This window comes from Bradyrhizobium sp. 138 (genome assembly GCF_023074075.1).
GTDB lineage: Bacteria > Pseudomonadota > Alphaproteobacteria > Rhizobiales > Xanthobacteraceae > Bradyrhizobium.
The window spans coordinates 1-20,190 of record NZ_JADPKT010000074.1; the positions used below are offsets into that span (position 1 = coordinate 1).

Annotated in this window: 17 protein-coding genes and 1 pseudogene; 9 read left to right on the forward strand and 9 right to left on the reverse strand. The window is 64.2% G+C overall.

Annotated elements, in window-relative coordinates:
* Window positions 1-538: 538 nt before the first annotated feature.
* Entirely contained in the window at window positions 539-934 is a 396-nt protein-coding gene (cycA, locus tag IVA79_RS26025) for a cytochrome c-550 CycA (RefSeq protein WP_247558314.1), read from the reverse strand.
* 261 nt (window positions 935-1,195) lie between these two features.
* On the opposite strand from cycA, the gene IVA79_RS26030 reads away from it, so the two are divergent.
* The 5 genes from IVA79_RS26030 (at window position 1,196) to IVA79_RS26050 (ending at window position 7,182) form a co-directional block, all read left to right on the forward strand.
* Window positions 1,196-2,689 carry an FAD-linked oxidase C-terminal domain-containing protein gene (locus IVA79_RS26030; protein ID WP_247558317.1) on the forward strand — a complete coding sequence of 498 codons (1,494 nt, stop codon included), beginning with the start codon at window positions 1,196-1,198 and terminating at the stop codon, window positions 2,687-2,689.
* Between the two features lie 72 nt (window positions 2,690-2,761).
* Window positions 2,762-4,000 (forward strand): FAD-binding protein, encoded by a 1,239-nt coding sequence (locus IVA79_RS26035; RefSeq protein WP_247558319.1) that lies wholly within the window; start codon window positions 2,762-2,764, stop codon window positions 3,998-4,000.
* The gene (gene glcF / locus IVA79_RS26040) at window positions 3,997-5,319 is read left to right on the forward strand and encodes a glycolate oxidase subunit GlcF (protein WP_247558321.1); all 1,323 of its coding nucleotides are present in this window, start codon (window positions 3,997-3,999) and stop codon (window positions 5,317-5,319) included. Before IVA79_RS26035 ends, glcF begins: the two co-directional genes overlap by 4 nt.
* 84 nt (window positions 5,320-5,403) lie before the next feature.
* Window positions 5,404-5,778, forward strand: coding sequence for a histone (locus IVA79_RS26045; RefSeq protein WP_247558668.1), 375 nt, complete (start codon window positions 5,404-5,406; stop codon window positions 5,776-5,778).
* 390 nt (window positions 5,779-6,168) lie between these two features.
* Entirely contained in the window at window positions 6,169-7,182 is a 1,014-nt protein-coding gene (locus tag IVA79_RS26050) for a TorF family putative porin (protein ID WP_247558325.1), read from the forward strand.
* Window positions 7,183-7,427: 245 nt separating this feature from the next.
* On the opposite strand, the gene IVA79_RS26055 is transcribed toward IVA79_RS26050, so the two are convergent.
* Window positions 7,428-9,188 carry an ABC transporter ATP-binding protein/permease gene (locus tag IVA79_RS26055; RefSeq protein WP_247558327.1) on the reverse strand — a complete coding sequence of 587 codons (1,761 nt, stop codon included), beginning with the start codon at window positions 9,186-9,188 and terminating at the stop codon, window positions 7,428-7,430.
* 209 nt (window positions 9,189-9,397) lie between these two features.
* Between IVA79_RS26055 and IVA79_RS26060 the strand changes: the two are divergent.
* Window positions 9,398-9,605, forward strand: a pseudogene (locus IVA79_RS26060) (L-lactate permease); the annotation flags it as partial.
* Between the two features lie 137 nt (window positions 9,606-9,742).
* A complete protein-coding gene (locus tag IVA79_RS26065; RefSeq protein WP_247558329.1) occupies window positions 9,743-10,141 on the forward strand; it encodes an META domain-containing protein in 399 nt (132 codons plus the stop codon).
* Window positions 10,142-10,300: 159 nt separating this feature from the next.
* Here the strand turns inward: IVA79_RS26065 and IVA79_RS26070 are convergent, their stop codons facing one another.
* The 3 genes from IVA79_RS26070 to IVA79_RS26080 all read right to left on the reverse strand — a co-directional run bounded on the left by IVA79_RS26070 (window position 10,301) and on the right by IVA79_RS26080 (window position 13,698).
* Window positions 10,301-11,512, reverse strand: coding sequence for a hypothetical protein (locus IVA79_RS26070; protein WP_247558331.1), 1,212 nt, complete (start codon window positions 11,510-11,512; stop codon window positions 10,301-10,303).
* 141 nt (window positions 11,513-11,653) lie between these two features.
* On the reverse strand, window positions 11,654-13,285 hold the full coding sequence (groL, locus tag IVA79_RS26075; RefSeq protein WP_247558333.1) for a chaperonin GroEL: 1,632 nt from the start codon (window positions 13,283-13,285) through the stop codon (window positions 11,654-11,656).
* Between the two features lie 116 nt (window positions 13,286-13,401).
* Window positions 13,402-13,698, reverse strand: coding sequence for a co-chaperone GroES (locus tag IVA79_RS26080; protein ID WP_027525027.1), 297 nt, complete (start codon window positions 13,696-13,698; stop codon window positions 13,402-13,404).
* Window positions 13,699-14,011: 313 nt separating this feature from the next.
* Here IVA79_RS26080 and IVA79_RS26085 point away from each other — a divergent pair, with 313 nt between their 5' ends.
* The gene (locus tag IVA79_RS26085) at window positions 14,012-14,533 is read left to right on the forward strand and encodes a hypothetical protein (RefSeq protein ID WP_247558335.1); all 522 of its coding nucleotides are present in this window, start codon (window positions 14,012-14,014) and stop codon (window positions 14,531-14,533) included.
* A 193-nt stretch (window positions 14,534-14,726) separates the two neighbouring features.
* Here IVA79_RS26085 and IVA79_RS26090 read toward each other — a convergent pair whose 3' ends face one another.
* Window positions 14,727-15,506 carry a protein phosphatase CheZ gene (locus IVA79_RS26090; RefSeq protein WP_247558337.1) on the reverse strand — a complete coding sequence of 260 codons (780 nt, stop codon included), beginning with the start codon at window positions 15,504-15,506 and terminating at the stop codon, window positions 14,727-14,729.
* A 312-nt stretch (window positions 15,507-15,818) separates the two neighbouring features.
* Here IVA79_RS26090 and IVA79_RS26095 point away from each other — a divergent pair, with 312 nt between their 5' ends.
* Window positions 15,819-16,631, forward strand: a complete 813-nt coding sequence (locus tag IVA79_RS26095) for a L,D-transpeptidase (protein WP_247558339.1) — start codon at window positions 15,819-15,821, stop codon at window positions 16,629-16,631.
* A gap of 626 nt (window positions 16,632-17,257) precedes the next feature.
* On the opposite strand, the gene IVA79_RS26100 is transcribed toward IVA79_RS26095, so the two are convergent.
* From IVA79_RS26100 to IVA79_RS26110, 3 genes are all read right to left on the reverse strand, one after another.
* Entirely contained in the window at window positions 17,258-18,100 is an 843-nt protein-coding gene (locus IVA79_RS26100) for a DUF2076 domain-containing protein (protein ID WP_247558341.1), read from the reverse strand.
* Window positions 18,101-18,226: 126 nt separating this feature from the next.
* Entirely contained in the window at window positions 18,227-19,072 is an 846-nt protein-coding gene (locus tag IVA79_RS26105) for a ChbG/HpnK family deacetylase (RefSeq protein ID WP_247558343.1), read from the reverse strand.
* Window positions 19,069-20,103 carry a glycosyltransferase family 2 protein gene (locus IVA79_RS26110; RefSeq protein WP_247558345.1) on the reverse strand — a complete coding sequence of 345 codons (1,035 nt, stop codon included), beginning with the start codon at window positions 20,101-20,103 and terminating at the stop codon, window positions 19,069-19,071. Before IVA79_RS26110 ends, IVA79_RS26105 begins: the two co-directional genes overlap by 4 nt.
* Window positions 20,104-20,190: the final 87 nt, after the last annotated feature.

The following is a 20,190-nucleotide window of genomic DNA, read 5'->3' on the forward strand; positions in this document are numbered from 1 at the left end:
GAGCCCAACCGGGCGGACTGCATCACCAATTCGCGGGGCGAGGGAGGCCAGAAGGAAAGTTCGGCTCCCGGGAGAGCACGGCATAAGCCGTCCGACCATCGCGCAGGGAAGGCCGAGTGATCGGCACCACCTGTATGCTGCTGTGCGGTTCTTCCTGCGTGCGCATTTTCGCGCAGCGGACCGCGGGTGCGAGGTCAGCACCCGGCCTTCCCTGCGCCCTCTTGGCTCAAGAGGGTGGAGCGACCAAGCAAAGCTCGGGTGATTCAAGCCGCGAGGCTGCGAAGGCGTGTCTGTGAGTCAAACTGCGTGTCACAAGCTCAGGCATCGTAGGGTGGGCAAAGGCGCTCTTGCGCCGTGCCCACGATCTCTCTCCACATTTGCGTTTGGTGGGCACGGCGCGCGAAGAGCGCGCCTTTGCCCACCCTACGGCACTGCACTTGGGGATGTGCACGGGAGCATTGCAGCGCAAAACAAAAAGCTGCAGCTTCGGTTCCGACTCGATCAGAAACCGAAGCCGCAGCGGCGGCTTGATGCGCGCTTACTGCTTGGTCTTCCCGTCCTTGTCGTACTGGGAGATGAAGGCCCAGAGATTGTTGATCTCGGTCTCGTTCTTGATGCCGGCGAACGCCATCTTGGTGCCGGGGATCTTGGCCTTGGGGTCCTTGATGTATTCCTTGAATACAGCCTCGTCCCAGGTGATGCCGGAATTCTTGTTCGCGTCCGAGTAGCTATAGCCCTCAACCGTGCCCGACTTGCGGCCGTTGAGGCCGTTGAGCACGGGACCGACCTTGTTCTTGGCGCCTTCGCCGATCGCGTGGCAGGCCAGGCATTTGTTGAACGATGTCTTGCCGGCTGCGACATCCTGCGCCATCGCGGCGGGTGCGGTGGCAATCAGTGTGAGGATCGTCAGTGCGCCAAAAGTCAGTTTTGTCATCGGGTGCTCTTCGTCTCTTCCCTGGTGGGTCTGGTCAGTCTCTTGCCTGGTCGCAATCGCCCGACCTGCCGGTTTTGGCAGGCCTGCTCGGCTTGGACAAGCCACCAAACCATGACAGGTTTCATGGTTTCCTACTTGTCCCAGAGCGAACTCGCTTGAGATCGTCGATCCGACTTTCGGATAGCCTACCCAAACAGGCGCGGACGTGATTGATTTGCCGAGACAAAATCGATCGTGCGGCGTGAGCCGGAAGGATAAATCATGGCCATTATGATGCCTGCGAGCGACCAGGCCGTGCTCGCGCGGCGCGCGGAAATCGTTGCTGCGTTGCGTGCAATCGTGCCCGGCGAGGGCGTGATCGATACGCCTGCCGAGATGCGGGCCTATGAATCCGATGGCCTGACCGCCTATCGGCAGCCGCCAATGGTCGTGGTGCTGCCCGATACGACCGAGCAGGTCTCGCTCATCCTGAAATATTGTGCCGGGCAAGGCATCAAGGTGGTGCCGCGCGGCTCCGGCACATCGCTGTCGGGCGGGGCACTGCCGCTCGAAGACGGCGTGCTGCTCGGGCTCGGCAAGTTCAAGCGCATCCGCGAGATCGATTTCGACAATCGCGTCGTCGTCACCGAGCCCGGCGTCACCAATCTCGCCATCAGCCAGGCGGTCGCCCATGCCGGCTTCTACTATGCGCCCGATCCGTCCTCCCAGATCGCCTGCTCGATCGGCGGCAATGTCGCGGAAAATTCCGGCGGCGTGCACTGCCTCAAATACGGCATGACCACCAACAACGTGCTCGGTTGCGAGATCGTGCTGATGAGCGGCGAAATCCTGCGCATCGGCGGCAAGTCCGCCGAGAACGCAGGCTATGACCTCATGGGCGTCATCACCGGTTCAGAAGGCCTGCTTGGCGTCATCACCGAGGTCACGGTCCGCATCCTGCAAAAGCCGGAGACGGCGCGTGCGCTGATGGTCGGATTCGCGCAAGTCGAGGCCGCCGGCGAATGCGTGGCGCGCATCATCGGAGCCGGCATCATTCCCGGCGGCATGGAGATGATGGACAAGCCGGCGATCCACGCCGCGGAGGCCTTCGTCCACGCCGGCTATCCGCTCGATGTGGAGGCGCTGCTCATCATCGAACTCGACGGTCCCAAGATCGAGGTCGACGAGCTGATCACGCGCGTCGAGGCCATCGCCAATGGCTGCGGCTCGACCACGTGCCAGATCTCGACCTCGGAGGCCGAGCGCAATCTGTTCTGGGCCGGCCGCAAGGCGGCGTTTCCGGCGGTGGGGCGCATCTCCCCGGACTATCTCTGCATGGACGGCACCATTCCCCGCGGCGCGCTGCCGAAGGCGCTGGCGCGCATCCGTGAGCTCGGCGAAAAATACCAGCTCGGCTGCGCCAACGTGTTCCACGCCGGCGACGGCAATCTGCACCCCTTGATCCTCTACGATGCCAACAAGCCCGGCGAGATCGAGCGCGCCGAGGCCTTCGGCGCCGACATCCTGCGCGCCTGCGTCGAGTTCGGCGGCGTGCTCACCGGCGAGCACGGCGTCGGCATCGAGAAGCGCGACCTCATGCCTGATATGTTCAGCGAGATCGACCTCAACCAGCAGCAGCGGCTCAAATGCGCCTTCGACGCGCAGGGCCTGCTCAATCCCGGAAAGGTATTTCCGACCCTGCACCGCTGCGCCGAGCTCGGCCGCATGCACGTTCATGCGGGCAAGCTCGCGTTCCTGGACATCCCGCGGTTCTAGCGTCGGTCGCTGTGCCTTCACTGCGATGCGCCAAATTTGCTTTCCGTTGTAAACTTCGATACCGGCTCAGTCGTGGATACGCTTAAGGTCAGAGACGCTAAAGACGTCGAAGAGGTGGTGCGCGCGGCGATTGCCAATGAGCAGCCGATCGAGATCATCGGTCATGGCAGTAAGCGCGGCATCGGCCATGCCATGGCCACCAATGCCGTGCTCGACCTCTCCGCACTCAATGCCGTCACCTCCTACGAGCCGAACGAGCTGATCATCACGCTGCAGGCCGGTGCGCCGCTTAACGACGTGCTGTCGCTGATCGATGCCAAGAACCAGCAATTCGCCTTCGAGCCGATGGACACAGCGCCGCTGCTCGGCACGCCCGCGCTCGGCACCATCGGCGGCATGGTCGCGGCCGGGCTCACCGGTCCGCGCCGGATCAGGGCGGGCGGCGCACGCGACCATCTGCTCGGGGCGCATGCCGTCTCCGGTTTCGGCGACAGCTTCAAGACCGGCGGCAAGGTGGTGAAGAACGTCACCGGCTACGACCTCTGCAAGCTGCTCGCGGGGTCCTGGGGTACGCTGTCTGTCATGACCGAGGTCACGCTGAAGGTGATGCCCAAGCCGGAGGCCGAGCGGACGCTGCTGCTGCGCGGGCTCGATGACGCCGTCGCCAACAAGGCCATGACCGCGGCGCTCGGCTCGCCCTTCGACGTCTCCGGTGCGGCGCATCTGCCGAAATCGGCGTTCCGGGCCAGGATCGAGGGGCTTGGCGATCTCGGAGGGGAGGGCGAGGCGCTGACCGTGCTGAGGCTCGAGGGCATCACGGCTTCCGCCGCCCACCGCGCCGGATCGTTGCGCGACTTGCTGGCGCCGTTCGGAACCACAACGCTGGCCGAGGACGTGGCGTCCGCGGCGCTGTGGGCCACGATCCGCGACGTGCTCCCGTTCGCGGCCGGCGGCGCGCTGGGCGCCTGGCCGGTCTGGCGCATCGTCTGCCCGCCGGCCTCGGGCGCCACGCTCGGCGCGCAATTGGCGCGCGAGACCGGGGGCGATGTGATCTACGATTGGGGTGGCGGCCTGATCTGGGCGGCACTACCGCCGAGACCGGACGCGCATGCCCCGGCCGTGCGCGCGCGTGCGAACGCGGCCGGAGGGCATGCCACGCTGATCCGGGCCGCCGAGGATGTCAGGCGGGATGTCGACGTCTTCCACCCGCAAGCACCGGGTATAGTTGCACTGAGCGAGCGGGTGCGCGCCGGTTTCGATCCAAAGAGCATTCTCAACCGGGGACGCTTGAGGCGGGGCGCTGGGCCATGAAGACCGAATTCTCACTGGCGCAGCTCGCCGATCCCGATATCGCGGAAGCCGACAAGATCCTGCGCGCCTGCGTCCATTGCGGCTTCTGCACCGCAACCTGTCCGACCTATGTGCTGCTCGGCGACGAGCTCGATAGCCCGCGCGGCCGCATCTATCTGATCAAGGAGATGCTGGAGAAAGACCAGGCACCGACGGCCGAGGTGGTCAAGCATATCGACCGCTGCCTGTCGTGCCTGGCCTGCATGACGACCTGCCCCTCCGGGGTGAACTACATGCATCTCGTCGACCAGGCCCGGGTCAGGATCGAGCAGCGCTATCAGCGGCCGCTCACTGAGCGCCTGCTGCGCCAGGTGCTGGCCTTCGTGCTGCCGGACCCGCGGCGTTTTCGCGTGAGCATGTGGCTGGCCGGGTTGGCCCGCCCGCTTGCCGTGTTCCTGCCGACGCCTCGTCCCTCGGCCACGCCGGGCCTGATCCAGCGCCTCAAGGCGATGCTGGCGCTGGCCCCACACCGGCTGCCATCGCCGGGCCCCGCCGGCGGCAGCGTGTTCGCGGCGCTGGGCAAGAAGCGCGGCCGGGTCGCGCTGCTGCAAGGCTGCGCGCAGCAAGTGCTGGCGCCGCGCATCAACCAGGCTGCCATCAGTCTTCTCACCCGCCACGGCATCGAGGTTGTCCTGGTCCGGGACGAGCAGTGCTGCGGCGCCCTGACCCATCACCTCGGCAACGACCAGGATGCATTGGCGCGGGCCCGGGCCAATATCGCGGCGTGGGGTGCGGAAGCGGCCGGCGAGGGGCTCGACGCCATCCTGGTGACCGCGTCCGGCTGCGGCACAGTGATCAAGGATTATGGCTATCTCCTGCGCGAGGATGCTGCGTTCGCCGCCGACGCGGCGAAGGTGTCGGCGCTCGCCAAGGACATCACCGAATATGTCGCCGGCCTCGGACTCGAACCGACCGCGCGGCAGGACAACATCGTCGTTGCCTATCACTCAGCATGTTCGTTGCAGCATGGGCAGAAAATCACGGGCCTTCCGAAAGAATTGCTTTCCAAGAATGGATTCGTGGTGAAAGATGTACCGGAGAGCCATTTGTGTTGCGGTTCGGCGGGGACCTACAACATTCTCCAGCCCGAGCTTGCGAGCCGATTGCGCGATCGCAAGGTCGCCAACATCGCGAGCGTCAAGCCGGACATGATTGCCGCGGGCAATATCGGCTGCATGGTGCAGATTGCCAGTGGCACGTCAGTTCCGGTCGTACACACGATTGAGCTTCTCGATTGGGCTACGGGCGGGTCGCGGCCGGCATTGAATACGCAAGGTTGAGCTTTCAAAGGCTGAGCTTTCGTCCGGAGGTGACGGCTGAAGTCGCCCGATCGACCATTGTTTGGCGGCAACAGGAGGACCACGATGGCGAAAGCGAAAAAGAAGAAAAGCAAGAAGGCCAAAAAGGCGAAGAAGGCTGTAGCGGCGAAGAAATCCGCCAAGAAGGCAGCCAAGAAGTCCGCGAAGAAGTCTGCGAAAAAATCGGCCAAGAAGTCTGCCAAGAAGGCTTCGAAAAAGGCCGCCCCGAAAAAGGCCGCCAAGAAGGCTGTGAAGGCCACGGCCAAGAAGGCTGCACCGAAGAAGGCCGCGAAGAAAGCGGCACCGAAGAAGGCGAAGGCAGCTCCCGCGCCGAAGCCGTCAGCGCCGGCGGCAACTCCGGCTCCCGAGCCGGCGGCCGAGACAAGTTGGGCGATGCCTTCGTCTTCTGCGGAAGCGGCACCGGCCGAGGGGCAAAGCTAGGTCCTGTCCAGCGACTGCGCTCGACAACAGGAAGGCCGCTGCGGTGACGCTGCGGCCTTTTTGCATCGCCACAAGGACCGCCGGAAGCCGTCCCTTTCCCGCGCCAGTCTGATTCGTAACCCGGCTGCCACGCGCCCCGCCTTCCCGTGCTTGCACGGTCCCCTCCGTGCACTTTGGAATGCAAATAATGTGATCGAGAAGACACACAGGCTGACAACCTTTCGTGGAATCGTCAAAACGCCTAAAAAGTCGGCAGATGCCCGCGCTTTTTGCTTCACGGTTCGCGCCCCCCACTCCAGATTGTCGCAGTAACGCAATTTTGCACGCAGGTCGTTCGCCCCGGGGGGCTTCCGGGATCCGACTGGGTAAGAACTGGTGATGGGGATCGAAATGAAAAAAGTGGCTTTGTTGGCAACGGCGCTGGCAATGGTGACGACGGGTTCGGCTTTCGCGGCAGACATGCGGGTCAAAGCGCTGAAGGCCCCGCCGCCGCCGGCCTTCGATCCCTGGGATATCGCCTTCGGCGCGGGCATCATGAGCGACTACATCTTCCGCGGTATCACGCAGTCGAACCACAAGCCGTCGGTCACGGCCTATTTCGAGCCGCGCTATAACGTCAACAAGGACCTCCAGCTCTACGTCGGTACGTCCGCCTCGAGCATCTCGTTCCCGAACCGCGCGGCGGCCGAGGTCGACATCTACGGCGGTATCCGCCCGACCTTCGGCATGTTCGCCTTCGACTTCGGTGTCTGGGGTTACCTCTATCCGGGTGGAAGCTGCTTCGGTTCGCAGGGCACCCTCGCGCAGGGCAATTGCGGTGGCGACATCGACTACTCGCAGGGCGCCATCGGCCTTCCCATCAACGGCAACTTCGCCAAGAAGGACGCGAGCTTCTTCGAAGCCTATGCCAAGCTGAACATCGCCATCAACGACCAGTGGACGGTCGGCTTCAACGAGTACTATTCGCCGAACTTCCTGAACCTCGGCGCCTGGGGCAACTACGCCTCGATCACTGCCAAGTGGACCGCGCCGAGCACGACCTTCGGTGCCAGCGGCGTCGGCATGTATGTGTCGGGTGAGTTCGGCCGCCAGTGGCTCGGCACCTCCGACATCTTCTACGGCATCGCAGGCGATCCGGTGTACGCGAACGGCATCAAGGAGCCGAGCTACAACACCTGGAACGTCGGCGTCGGCTTCACCTACAAGGTGTTCACGCTCGATCTGCGCTACTACGACACCGACCTGAAGAAGGGCGATTGCAACGCTTTCACCAGCGACCACACCGCGAAGTTCGACGGCAGCTTCACCGCCATCAACCCCGGCGGCTTCGGCTCCAACTGGTGCAGCGCGGCCGGCGTCGCCAAGCTCTCGTTCGACCTGACGGCGATGAGCAACCTGAAGTAAGTTTCTCCCCGAGACGACTTCACCAAGTCATTTGGCGAGGGCGGCAGAGTGATCTGCCGCCCTTTTACCTTTGGGCTTACATGCCGTCATTGCGAGCGTAGCGAAGCAATCCAGAAGTGCATCTCTGGAGGCAGTCTGGATTGCAAGAGCTCCTTGCAATGACGACGCGCGAAGGGAGCGGGCAACCGTTCCAGGGACGGCAAGGACGCCGCCACATGGCTTTTCATGCGGTAGTGGGTTGCGTCTCAGCGCGCCGGGGTCGGCTCCGCCCGGGCCGGCTCGCCGGTTTTGCCGAGGACGTGGATCTCGCCGTCCTCCACCAACGACACCTTGCGGGTATGGAAGGCGTCCAGCGTCGAGCGGTGGCCGATCGAGACGATGGTGGCCTGTGGCAGCCTCTCCGTCAGCAGCCGATAGAGCCGGTCCTCGGACGGCTCGTCCAGCGAGGCCGTCGCCTCGTCGAGGAAGAGATAGTCCGGCACGTGCAGCAGGGCACGAGCGAGCCCAAGGCGTTGCTGTTCGCCGAGCGACAGTGTCCGGTTCCAATGTCCGTCTTCGTCGAGACGGTCGGCCAGGCGCGGCATGCCGACCGCAATCAGCGCGTCCCGAATCTTCTCGGCCGGGATGGAACCGTGTCCGGCAGGGTAGATGACGGCGTCGCCAAGCGGGCCGATCGGGAAATACGGCCGCTGTGGCAGCATCATCAGCTTCGCCTTCTCGGGAATGGCGATCGTGCCGGTGCCGAACGGCCAGATGCCGGCGATGGCCCGGAACAATGTCGATTTGCCGGAGCCGGACGCGCCGGTCACCAGCACCCGCTCCGACGGCTGGATCGTGAAGGCATCGGCTGCGACCAGAGGTGCGCCGTTCGGCAGTCTGACCAGCAATTGCTCGAGCGCGATGGCCTTGCCGTTCGACGGCGCGACGTCGATGGTCGGCTCCTGCGCCGCGCCGCGGGCGGCGGAGCTGACCGACATCTCGAAGCCATCGAGGCGGGCAATCACCGCGCGCCACTCGGCCAGCGAGCGATAGGCGGTGACGAAGAAGGACAGCGCGTCCTGCACGCTGCCGAACGCCGAGCCGGTCTGCATCATGTCGCCGAGCTGGATGCGCTTGGCGAAGTAGGCCGGCGCCACCACCACATAGGGAAAGATCGTTGCGGCCTGACCATAGCTTGCCGTGAAGGCGGTCAGGCGCTTGGTCCGGCTCATGATCTCGTACCAATTGCCGATGACGAAGCCGAAGCGCCGCAGCAGATGCCCTCGCTCCGCGTTCTCACCCTGCAAAAGGGCGATCTGCTCGGAATTTTCGCGCACGCGGATCAGGTTGAAGCGGAAGTCGGCCTCAAAGCGCTGCTGCTCGAAATTGAGATTGATGAGCGGGGCGCCGATCCAGTGCGTCAACGCGGTACCTGCAATCGCGTAGACCAGCGCGCACCAGACCAGAAAACCGGGGATGAGGATATCGGTGCCGTAAATGTACAAGGGTGCCTTGTAGGACAGGCCCCAGAGGATGACGACGAACGAGGCCAGCGTCACGACCGAGGACAAGAGGCCAAGGCCGATGGTCAGCGTTTGTTCGACGAAGTTCTTGACGTCCTCGGTGACACGCTGGTCCGGATTGTCGGCGGCGTCGCCCTTGAGCTGCATGCGGTAATGCGTGGCGCCGTCGAGCCATTCGCCGAGATAATGGCGCGTCAGCCATTGCCGCCAGCGGATCTGGAGCCACTGGTTCAGATAGAGCTTGTAGACGGCCAGTGCGACGAAGGTGAAGGCAAGGCCAAGGAAGATCCAGACCTCCTTGACGAACTCGGGGAGATCGTAGGCCTGCAGCGCGCTGTAGAACCGGTTCTGCCATTGATTGAGGAGCACATTGATCGCGACCAGCACCAGCTCCATCGCGACGACGACGGCGAGCAGGCCGCGGCCGACCCATTTGTCCTCCGACCAGAAATAGGGAGCGGCGATTCGCCAGACGATCGCGAGCGTGGCGCTGATGTTCTTCACAGAGCAGGGTCTCCTAGGGGGATGTGCACAACCGCCCGGAGCCAAGGGCTTGAGGCCATGGCGGAAATGGGTGCGCTTAGGCTAAAGTCGCAGGTTCTGCAATTTGCGTTGGCTTGTCGCAGCTTGCAACCCTAGCATGGGCTCGACCGCGCGGGGTGGGGTGCTCCCGGATTTCGCGAGCTTGTGAGCGGACGGGAACCGCTGCATTCGCGGCGAACTCGTCCGGCGGCGTGATGGGCAAAGATGATCGACGCGCAGTCGATCGTGGTCGCCTCCACGGCCACCAACTGGTACGGCCACGAGGGCACGATCCTGCGCTTCGTGTTCTGGCACTCGATCGTGCTGGCCTGTCTCGTCGGCGTGCTCGTGACGTTGCAGGCCTATGTCTGGCCGTTCACGGCGCTTGTGCTGAAGTAGCAGTCGCCGCCAGGGTTAGATGCAAATCCCCGCGAGGTTCGCCCCCGCGGGGATTTTGCGTTTGATGTCGGCGAACCTTCTCAACGGCGCCGCCATCTTATAGAAGGTGCGGCAAATCAGGTCGGTCGAGAGGCTCCATGGTTTCGCTCAAGCAGTTAGTGGGTGCGGCGGTTGCAATGCTCGCGATGTCCACGCTCGCGTGTGCCGAGGACGGTTTTCCCTTCGGCACCGAGATGACGCTGGAAGCGTTGCCGCAAGCAGGCTCCAAGCGGATTCCGAACATCGAGATCGGCGACCATGGCGAGGTCGTGCTGGAGCTGTGGTGCAAGGGCGGCAAGGGCCAGTTCTCGGTCGCCGGCAACACCGTGATCTTCGTCCCCGGCCAGATTCAGGACCGTTCCTGTCCGCCGGCAAGAGCGCAGGCCGACGACGAACTCGTCGCAGCGCTCAGCAGTGTCGAGACCTGGAAACGCCAGGGTGACGTGCTGACGCTGATCGGCCCCAAGCCGCTGCGCTTCAGGACGACAGGGAATTGACGCTCCCTGGGTGTCCCGGACGCGCTGCAACGCGTAGCGTTGCCGCGCAGAGCCGGGACCCAGCTTCCATCGGCAAATTCGCAGGTGGCCTCTGAGCGCCGGCTCTGCGGCGCACCACTGACGTGCTGCACCTTGTCCGGGGCGCGATCGTTCAGCGGGTCACTTCCACACCGACTTGTCGGCATCCCAGCGCTGGCCCTTCAGCTCCTTGGTGAGCGCCTCGACCGAACCGTTGTCGTCGGGCTGTTCGCCTTCCTCGTCGACCGAGGCGTCGTCGGAGAGATTGAGCTTGGCGCCGCTACTCTCGTCGGCGGTCGTCGTCGCGGGGCTGCCGATCCAGAGCATGAGCTTGTCGGTCGTGCCGGGCTTGTCGGGCGAGACCAGCCCTGCGACCTCGATCGTGTCGGTCAGCTCGAGCGCAGGAAAATCCCGGTTTGGCCGCTTGAACACCAGCTTCAGCTTGCCGGTGGCGGGGTTGAAGCTTTGTGACACGGGCTTTGCCGCGAGTGTCCGGCTCAGAACGTTCGCAACAGTGGCCGCGAGCTTGTTGCGGTTGATCTTGTCGCCCTCGCGCCAGTCGGCCGCGGCGAAGCGGATGGTGCGGTCCATCTCGGTCATGCCGGCGGTCCAGCCTGCGGCGGTGACGCCGGGCATCGCCTTGAATTTCGCCAGCAGCGCGCCGGCGCGCTCGGGGTCGACCGACATGTTGATGGTCTGCTCGCCTGCGCGCAGCGCATCGCAGCCGACAGTGAGGCTCGCCAGCGTCACCTCGACGTCCTGGCCCTTCAGGCTCTTCAGGAAGTCGGTCGCCGCATCGAGCTTGACCTTGACCGCGATCGCCTCCGGCGAGACGTCGGTGAAATCCTTCGGCTGCGGCGTGATGCCGTCGTCGGAGGTCTGGTTGTCCAAGAATTCCTTTTCGCTGAGATCGGAATTGTCCGGCGAGGTGACCTCAGTCACCGCCTGGCCGATGCTGATCTGACCGCGGAACTCGAAGCTATCGCCGGCCTGCTTGCGCAGCAGCTTGATGCTGACCGGCGCCTTCTCGCTGATACTCTGCGTGGTGCCGGTCAGGGTCTGGCCGGCGACCTGGAGATTGACGACGAAGCGATCCTTGCGGTCGGAATTCTTTGCGACGGGATAGCAGACGTCGAGCACCGCCGCCGTGACCGTCTTGCCCTGGCGCGTCTCCTTGAGGATCACGTCGGCATTGCCGTCCATCAACCCGTCGATCGAGGTGAAATAGCGCGTCTCCACGCCCCCGGGGGCCGTGGCCTTGGGTGACAGTTTCATCTGGGCGGAGGCAAATTCGGGTGCAACCGCAAGCAGGGCAGCCAAAACGACTGTCGGACAAACCAGAAGCGCACGCATCGCGGAAATCCCTGATCAAGAATCGGCGCGCCACCGTAGTGGGTTTTGGCCGTCGGTTGAATCGGAAAGCTGAAGGCAGGGTCTGCAAAAAAGAAGGCCGCCCGGAGGCGGCCTTCGCAACATTGTAATGAAAGGATCGGCTTAGAAGCCGCCCATGCCGCCGCCGGCGGGCATGGCGGGCGGGGCTTCCTTCTTCGGCATCTCGGCGACCATGGCCTCGGTGGTGACCAGCAGGCCGGCCACGGAGGAGGCGTCCTGGAGCGCCGTGCGCACCACCTTGGCGGGATCGATGATGCCCTTCTCGACCATGTCGACATAGTCCTCGGTCTGGGCGTCGAAGCCGAAGGTCTCGGACTTGTTCTCCAGGATCTTGCCGACGACGATCGAGCCTTCCACGCCGGCGTTCTCGGAGATCTGGCGGATCGGGGCTTCCAGCGCCTTCAGCACGATGTTGATGCCGGCCTGGACGTCGGCATTGGCGTTGGTGAGGCGGCCCACGGCCTTCTTGGCGCGGAGCAGCGCGACGCCGCCGCCGGGGACGATGCCTTCCTGCACCGCGGCGCGGGTGGCGTTGAGCGCGTCCTCCACGCGGTCCTTCTTCTCCTTGACCTCGATCTCGGTCGCGCCACCGACGCGGATCACCGCGACGCCGCCTGCGAGCTTGGCGAGGCGCTCCTGGAGCTTCTCACGGTCGTAGTCCGAGGTGGTCTCCTCGATCTGGGCCTTGATCTGGCCGACGCGGGCCTCGATCTCCGGCTTCTTGCCGGCGCCCTTGACGATCGTGGTGTTCTCCTTGTCGATCACGACCTTGCCGGCGCGGCCCAGCATCTTCACCGTGACGTTCTCGAGCTTCATGCCGAGGTCTTCGGAGATGAGCTGGCCGCCGGTCAGGATCGCGAGATCCTCGAGCATGGCCTTGCGGCGATCGCCGAAGCCCGGCGCCTTGACGGCGGCAACCTTGAGGCCGCCGCGCAGACGGTTGACGACCAGGGTGGCCAGCGCCTCGCCCTCGACGTCCTCCGCGATGATGACGAGCGGCTTGCCCGACTGCACCACCGCTTCCAGCACCGGCAGCATGGCCTGCAGGCCCGAGAGCTTTTTCTCGTGCAGGAGGATGTAGGCGTCCTCGAGCTCGGCGGTCATCTTCTCGGGGTTGGTGACGAAGTAGGGGCTGAGATAGCCGCGGTCGAACTTCATGCCCTCGACGATGTCGACTTCGGTGTCGAGCGACTTGTTCTCTTCGACGGTGATGACGCCCTCGTTGCCGACCTTCTGCATCGCCTGGGCGATCATCTTGCCGATGGCGGCATCGCCGTTGGCCGAGATGGTGCCGACCTGGGCGACCTCGGAGGAGGCGGCGACCGGCTTGGCGCGCTTCTCGATGTCCTTGACGACGGCCGCCACCGCGCTGTCGATGCCGCGCTTGAGGTCCATCGGGTTCATGCCGGCGGCAACCGCCTTGGCGCCTTCGCGCACGATGGCCTGGGCCAGCACGGTCGCGGTGGTGGTGCCGTCGCCGGCGGTGTCGTTGGTCTTGGAGGCGACTTCACGCAGCATCTGCGCGCCCATGTTCTCGAACTTGTCCTCGAGCTCGATCTCCTTGGCGACGGTGACGCCGTCCTTGGTGATGCGGGGCGCGCCGAACGACTTCTCGATGACGACGTTGCGGCCCTTCGGGCCGAGCGTCACCTTGACGGCATTGGCGAGAATATCGACGCCGCGCAGCATGCGATCGCGCGCGTCTCCGGAAAACTTGACGTCTTTGGCAGCCATGTCTGCAATCCCTCGTGTTTCGTGCTGTGTCTTGTTTCGTGCTGTACGGCGGAATGATGGATGCCCGGATCGCACGATCCGGGCATCACATTCAGCGGCTGTTCAGGAGGATGGCCTTAGGCCAGAACGCCCATGATGTCCGACTCCTTCATGATCAGGAGATCTTCGTTGTCGATCTTGACCTCGGTGCCCGACCACTTGCCGAACAGCACGCGGTCGCCGACCTTGAGGTCGATCGGGATCAGCTTGCCGGCCTCGTCGCGGCCACCGGGGCCGACGGCGACGATTTCGCCCTGGGACGGCTTTTCCTTGGCGGTGTCCGGAATGATGATGCCGCCCTTGGTCTTTTCCTCGGCGTCGATACGTTTGACCACGACACGGTCATGCAGCGGACGAAATTTGGATTTAGCCATGACGTTTCCCTTTGGAGGCTCGCTTCGGAAGTAGTGGAAGTGGGTTGGGCGGCGCTTCCGTCCACCCCCCATCCCGAGGATCGAACGGCGCGCTTAGCAATCGGGCTTTCCGAGTGCTAATAGTGGGCCCGGAAATATGGCTTGGCCGCGATCCTGTCAAGCAAAGGTGGTTAAGCGATTGTTGAGGCGGATATAGGATGGTGGCATTGAAAACTCGTTCGGGGCGCCGGCGTAAAGGACGTCATTGCTCCGGCAGCGGTTTTGCGCTTGGCTGCGGGAGGGGTGCGGCCATGGTCTTGTTCGGGGGAATGCCATGATCAGTTCAGCTCACGCGCGCACGGTTGCCAATCTGGCGGCCGCCTGTTGTCTGGCGTTGCTGCTGGGCGCTTGCGGCGGCGGCTTCAGCCTGCCGTCTCTCACGTCGTCCGCGCCGCCGCCCGAAGCCGAGCCCGGCGCCGGCCCGGAAATGCCTGCGACCATTCGCGCCGACGAGATCGTGGGCCGCTGGGGTCTCGCCTCGTTCCAGAACCCGGCCGACCGCGCCCGCACCGAGGCCGCCGCGCGGGCCCAGTGCAAGAATCCCTACGTGATCACCGCCGGCTCCTCCGGCGGCGTGATCATGCATCTGGCAGACCAGGCCACGCCCCAGGAGCTGCGGCTGAAGGGCTCGCCGAGCGGCAAGAACTACATCGGACCGGCGGGCCCGACCCCCAGCGAGCAGGACCGCGAAATCATCTCCTTCGACGGCCGCGTCCTGATCACCCGCTTCATCGACAAGGACGCCGCCACCCGCTACGGCAACATGGTCTACGTCCGCTGCGCGCCGCGGGCGTAGGCGAGGTCGCGGCCTAACAACTCGTCATTGCGAGGAGCCCGCGACAAAATTGCGAAGCAATTTTGCGCTGGCGACGAAGCAATCCAGAGTGTCTCCGCGGAGGCACTTTGGGTTGCTTCGCTATGCTCGCAATGAGGGGCAAACAAAAACGCCGGCCTCAAGGCCGGCGTTTTGCTTTTTTTGCAATCCGCGCTCAGTCGAACAGCGCGTCGATGTCGTCCTGCGAGGCATGACCGACGTCGCCGGCGAGCTTCGGACCGTTGAGAAGCTTTTCCTCCTCGGTGCGGTTATCGACCTGCGCCGGCACGTGGGACTTGATCGCGTCGACGCCGCCCCAGATCTCCATCATCGCATTGATGTGCTGCTCGATGAACTTCATCGTGCCCATGACCTTGCTGATACGTTGGCCGGTCAGGTCCTGGAAGTTGCAGGCCTCGAAGATCGAGATGACGCGTTCCTGGATGTCGTCGGCGAGCCGCTTCTGCTGGTCGATCGAGTCCACCTTGGACATCGCGCTGGCGGCCTGGTCGATCGATTCTGCGGCTTCGAGAATCTGCTGGGTCGCCTGCTCGGTGCCGCCGACGACCGCGCCGAGCTCGCCATTGACCTTGGCCATTTCGCCGCCGTCAAAGCTCTTTCCGTGCAGCGTCGCGATCTCGCGCTTGGTGCGGTCGATGGCGTCGTGGATCAGGTCGAGCTCGACCTTCAACTTCTCGCACTGCTCGATCTGGGCCCGATAGGTTTCGAGCATGGTACGCGCCTCGGAGAGCTCGTGGGCGGTGGAGGCGTCGATCGCCGCCATGGCTGCGCTGCCCGACAGGGGCACGCTGCCCTTGGCCATCTGGGCGCGGATCGCACGTAGCTCGGCCATGATCTCGCTATGCATCGGGATTGCCTCTTCGGTTACGTCCAAAATCGGCATCTCGCCACCAGCGATATCCTCGACGCGAAAACGTTTGCGGTGAACAGCCATCAAGATACTCCCCCCACCTCACTCACGCGTCTTTGTAATCAGAAGCGATTTAACACGAAGTTCACAGCAGGAACTGTTGCGCGGCGTCGCGCGACGGAGCGCAAAGAAGCGATTAACCATGGCCGCGTCGCGTTCATCGAAAATAAACGCTGATCGCCAAATTGCCCCTCGCTTGACGACGTGGTGAATCCAAACCCCCGATACGTTTACCAAACAAAACGGCTTTTGCTTTTTATTGACCACGCCCGAGGGGCGCGGACCTCAGCTCTCCACGGCGCATGTGATCTAGACGAAACAGTACAGAGTACGTCGATGTTCAAGAAAATGTCTGTCGCGCTGCTCGGCAGCGCTTGCACCTTCTTTGCCGGCGCGAACGACGCCAGCGCGTTCGAGAATAGTGTGCCGAACGATCCGCCCGCGGTGCTCTACCAGCCGCAGGTGCCGCCGGCGCCGGTGCGCGTCGCATCCAATTCGAACATGGGCGGCGGCTTCATCGAATTCCTGTTCGGAGACGGCCCCGGCCGCGGCCCGGCTTACGCGCCCGAGCGGCCGGTGTATCAGCAGCAGCCGGCCTACTACGATCAGCGCCGCCTGCCGCCGATGGGGGAGCCGCAGGTGCAGGGCGGATATCAGCAGAGCGCGCTCCAGCAGGACGCGGTCGATCCGCGGCAGCGTCCGTTCGATCCGAGGTTCGAAAAGCAATCTGTTGACTATAGCGGCAAGGAAAGTGCCGGCACGATCGTGGTCGATACACCGAACAAATTCCTCTATCTCGTCGAGGGCAACGGCCGGGCGATGCGCTACGGCATCGGTGTCGGTCGTCCCGGCTTCACCTGGTCCGGCGTGAAGTCGATCACGGCCAAGCGCGAATGGCCGGCCTGGACGCCGCCGGCCGAAATGCTCGCGCGCCGGCCTGATTTGCCCCGGCACATGGAAGGCGGTCCGGAGAACCCGCTCGGCGCCCGCGCGATGTATCTCGGCTCGACGCTGTACCGCATTCACGGCTCCAACGAGCCCTGGACCATCGGTACCAACGTCTCCTCCGGCTGCATCCGCATGCGCAACGAGGACGTCATCGACCTCTACGGCCGCGTCAATGTCGGCACCAAGGTCGTGGTGATGTGAGGCGTGGTGCGATCGATGCGAGCCGTCAACTCGGCGGGCCGCGTTGGCTCGCGATGCGCGGCATCGAAGCCGTTGCGTGCGGCCGGCGTACGCCAGCTACGGTCTATGCTCGCTGACGGCGCCGCGTCGACCTGCGACGAGGGGCAGCGGAGCGGCGACGACGCGTTGATGAATGGGAGTGCGGAGCGCGAGCGGAGCGCTTCAACCGCCGCGCCGACAGCTCTGCCTTCCTGACGCGCTCGTGCAGTCCCTCCAACTCGTACAATTCGGTGATGAGATGCGTCGTCACGTCGGCCAAGGTTGTAATGCGGTGCTGAAGTGGACTCATTTTCGAGACCCCGAGATGCAGCCACGTCGGTGTGTGGCATGAGCAACGTGTTCTTCCAGTTGAACACCCATGTCCGAATTTGGAAATCCGGGAGTCTACGTATCGGGATGCGATTTGGTTTTTCATGGTGAACTGAAGCGCGTCCGACAACGTTCAGCTCAGTGCTATTTCTCGGCGTAATAGTCATATTATATCGAGCGGCTTGTCTGCGTGCTGTCGTACAGAAGGCGCTTGAGTTCGGACGCAAAAGAAAACGGCCGCCTGAAGGCGGCCGTTTCGCATCTACTGGGCGAATGGCTTACGCGTAATCGCTGTCGCCATCGTCTCCGCCGCCGAAATCGCTGTCGTCGGCCATGTCCATATTGCCGTCGTTACGATTGTCATCGTAGTTCTGATCGTTGTTGTTGTTGCGATCGTCGTTCGACGCCTGGTCGAAGAAGCCCTGGCGGGAATCTTTCGAGCCGATGTCGTCGACGCCGGCATCGCGCGCCAGCGAGCCGCCGGACTGATCGCTACCGCCCCAAGGGCTCCCACCAGCGCTGCGGTCGCCGAGGGCGTTGGCGTCGCCGAAGCCTTGCTGGTGCGATCCACCCATCATGCCGCGGATGCTGGACAGCAGCAGCGAGCCGCCGACGACGCCGGCCGCGGCCGCGGCCGCCGTGCCGAGGAACGAGCCGCCGCCACCACCGACCGGCGGGGCACCATAACCCTGGGCCGGAGCTTGACCGGGACCTTGGCCGTAAGCCTGTCCATAGGGCGGCGGTGCGCCGTAGCCCGGCTGGCTCTGCTGCATCGCCTGGCCGCTGTTCCACACCGGCCGCGAGTCGCGCGGCGGCACGTTCGGAACCGAGCCGCGCGAGGGGCCTCCGCCGAACAGCGTGTCGCGCATCGTATCCAGAAAGCCGCCGGACTGCGCCTGCTCGGGCGCCTGGGCCGCTTCCAGCTCCTGGATGCGGTTATGAGCGCGCTTCAGCGCTTCGTCCTGCAACAGCGTGGTCTGCACCAGCGCATAGACGGCGCCGGGGGCCTTGCGCAGCCCGTCGGAGATCGCAGCGATCGCGTCGGGATCGCGCGGTGCATTTTCCAGTTTCGAAAGCCGGTCGAAAAGGTCGTCGACGAGCTGGCGTTCCTGCGGCGTCATGATCTATCTCCTTTGCGCAAAACCAAGCGCGCAGGAGATGTAGGGTTCCATTGTGGCCCCAACAGTGCCGGCCGGATTAAATTTCGGTATGCGACAAGCTGCCCTCTGGCCCGCTTTTCGCCGGTTTCATCCCAATGTCACTTTGCTGTCCACGAGCAGGCGCGCGAAGGCATCGCTGGCGAGATAGGCATGCTCGCGTTCGCGCACGTCGGTCATCGGGTCGAGGCCGGCGAGGATGTCGTCGACGAAGCCGGGATGGCACATCACGAGGCCGCCGTCCGGCAAGCCTTCCAGGAATTGCCGCATCAGCGCGCCGAAATCGACTGCCCGCGTGAAGTCATAAGCGCCGGCGAAGGCGGGATTGAAGGCGAGACCGGCACCGGCGGCGCGGCGGCGGAATTGCGCGCTGAGGATATCGAGCACCATGGCTTTCGGTGAAGCCAACCGCTGCCTGAGCGGCAGGTCGCGGCCGCCCTGGCGGACCCAGGCGCTTGGCGCGACTTCGGCGACCGCATCGACAAAGCCGTCGCGCACCTGCGGAAACAGCTGCACATGCTGGTGGCCATCGACAAAATCAGGGGCACGCCCGAAAGCTTCCATGAAGGCTGCGAGCTGCGCCTTCACCTCGTTGCGGAAGAATTCACGATCGAGCCGCCGCATCAATCCGGCGCGCAGCAATTTTGGGAACGGCATGAACATGTCGCCGTCCAGCGGACGGAAGTGCATGGTCAGCGGGCGGAACGGCGCCGACAGCGTCACATGCAATCCGATCGCGCAGCGCGGGCTTTGCTTGACTGATGCCTGAAGCGCCTCGACCTCGCTGCGCGCGATCGCAGGTCCCACCATCATCACCGAGGTGGCGTTGAGGCGGCCACGCTCGATCAGGTCGCGGATGGCGCGGTTGACGCCCGGGCTGATGCCGTAATCGTCGGCGCAGAGCCAGATCCGCCGCAAGGCCGCGGCCGCGCTCATTCGGCCGCGGTCCTCTTGGCCTCGTCGGTCTCGAAGTGCTTTTCGCTGTGCTCGGCGACGAAGTAGATCGGACGCGCCTTCAGCTCGGAGAGGATCTTGCCGATATATTCGCCGACGATGCCGATCATGATGAGCTGCACGCCGCCGATCGTCATCAGGCCGATCACGAGCGAGGGATAGCCGGGCACCTGCTTGCCGGTCGTGAACACCTCCCAGAGGATCGAAAGGCCGAACAGGAAGGCGCCACCGGCGAGAATGACGCCGAGCAGGCTCGCAAAGCGCAGGGGGGCAACCGAAAACGAGGTCAGGCCCTCGATCGACAGGCCGAGCAGGCTTGCGGCGTTGAAGGTGGTGACGCCATGGGCCCGCGCCGCAGGCTCGTAGTCGACGCGAATCTGGCGGAAGCCGATCCAGCTGGCGAGGCCCTTGAAGAAGCGGTTGCGCTCCGGCAATTGCCTGAGGGCGGCGACCGCGCGCGGCGAGAGCAGGCGGAAGTCGCCGGCGTCCTCGGGAATCTTCTGGCGCGCGCCCCAATTGATCAGCGCGTAGAAGCCGTGCACGGCGACGCGGCGCAGGAAGGTCTCGTTGTCGCGATGCGCCTTGGCGGTGTAGACGACGTCGTAGCCGTCATCGATCCAGTGCCGCACCAGCTGCTCGATCAGGGCCGGCGGATGCTGGCCGTCGCCGTCCATGAACATGACGGCACCGAGCCGGGCATGGTCGAGGCCGGCCATCAGCGCCGCCTCCTTGCCGAAATTACGCGACAGCGACACCACTTGGACGCCGAGTGAGTCGGCCGGCAATGAACGTGCGATCGAGAGCGTCGCATCCTTGCTGCCGTCGTCGACATAGACGACCTCGCAAGCCAGCCGATAGCGCTCCCGCACCGTCTTCGCGAGATCGCAGATGCGCTGATGCAGGTCGGCGAGGCCCGCCGCCTCGTTATAGACGGGGACGACGATCGACAGTCCCTTCGCGGCGGCGCTGGCCGCGGTGGTCGTCATGCCTGATACGTCAGAGCCCAGCGTCATCGATCAAGGTTCCAGAGGCGTTCAAAGTCGTCTCAACAGCATATGGTAGCTGCCGCTTGCTGTCGCAAAGCTGAACGGAATAGCTGA

Coding starts and splice junctions, on each gene's coding strand:
- IVA79_RS26105 (WP_247558343.1), bottom strand. CDS start 19,072: ATGAGCGCGGCCGCGGCCTTGCGGCGGATCTGGCTCTGCGCCGACGAT.
- groL (WP_247558333.1), bottom strand. CDS start 13,285: ATGGCTGCCAAAGACGTCAAGTTTTCCGGAGACGCGCGCGATCGCATG.
- IVA79_RS26065 (WP_247558329.1), top strand. CDS start 9,743: ATGGTTTCGCTCAAGCAGTTAGTGGGTGCGGCGGTTGCAATGCTCGCG.
- IVA79_RS26090 (WP_247558337.1), bottom strand. CDS start 15,506: ATGGCTGTTCACCGCAAACGTTTTCGCGTCGAGGATATCGCTGGTGGC.
- glcF (WP_247558321.1), top strand. CDS start 3,997: ATGAAGACCGAATTCTCACTGGCGCAGCTCGCCGATCCCGATATCGCG.
- IVA79_RS26110 (WP_247558345.1), bottom strand. CDS start 20,103: ATGACGCTGGGCTCTGACGTATCAGGCATGACGACCACCGCGGCCAGC.
- IVA79_RS26050 (WP_247558325.1), top strand. CDS start 6,169: ATGAAAAAAGTGGCTTTGTTGGCAACGGCGCTGGCAATGGTGACGACG.
- IVA79_RS26080 (WP_027525027.1), bottom strand. CDS start 13,698: ATGGCTAAATCCAAATTTCGTCCGCTGCATGACCGTGTCGTGGTCAAA.
- IVA79_RS26070 (WP_247558331.1), bottom strand. CDS start 11,512: ATGCGTGCGCTTCTGGTTTGTCCGACAGTCGTTTTGGCTGCCCTGCTT.
- IVA79_RS26085 (WP_247558335.1), top strand. CDS start 14,012: ATGATCAGTTCAGCTCACGCGCGCACGGTTGCCAATCTGGCGGCCGCC.
- IVA79_RS26045 (WP_247558668.1), top strand. CDS start 5,404: ATGGCGAAAGCGAAAAAGAAGAAAAGCAAGAAGGCCAAAAAGGCGAAG.
- IVA79_RS26095 (WP_247558339.1), top strand. CDS start 15,819: ATGTTCAAGAAAATGTCTGTCGCGCTGCTCGGCAGCGCTTGCACCTTC.
- IVA79_RS26030 (WP_247558317.1), top strand. CDS start 1,196: ATGGCCATTATGATGCCTGCGAGCGACCAGGCCGTGCTCGCGCGGCGC.
- IVA79_RS26100 (WP_247558341.1), bottom strand. CDS start 18,100: ATGACGCCGCAGGAACGCCAGCTCGTCGACGACCTTTTCGACCGGCTT.
- cycA (WP_247558314.1), bottom strand. CDS start 934: ATGACAAAACTGACTTTTGGCGCACTGACGATCCTCACACTGATTGCC.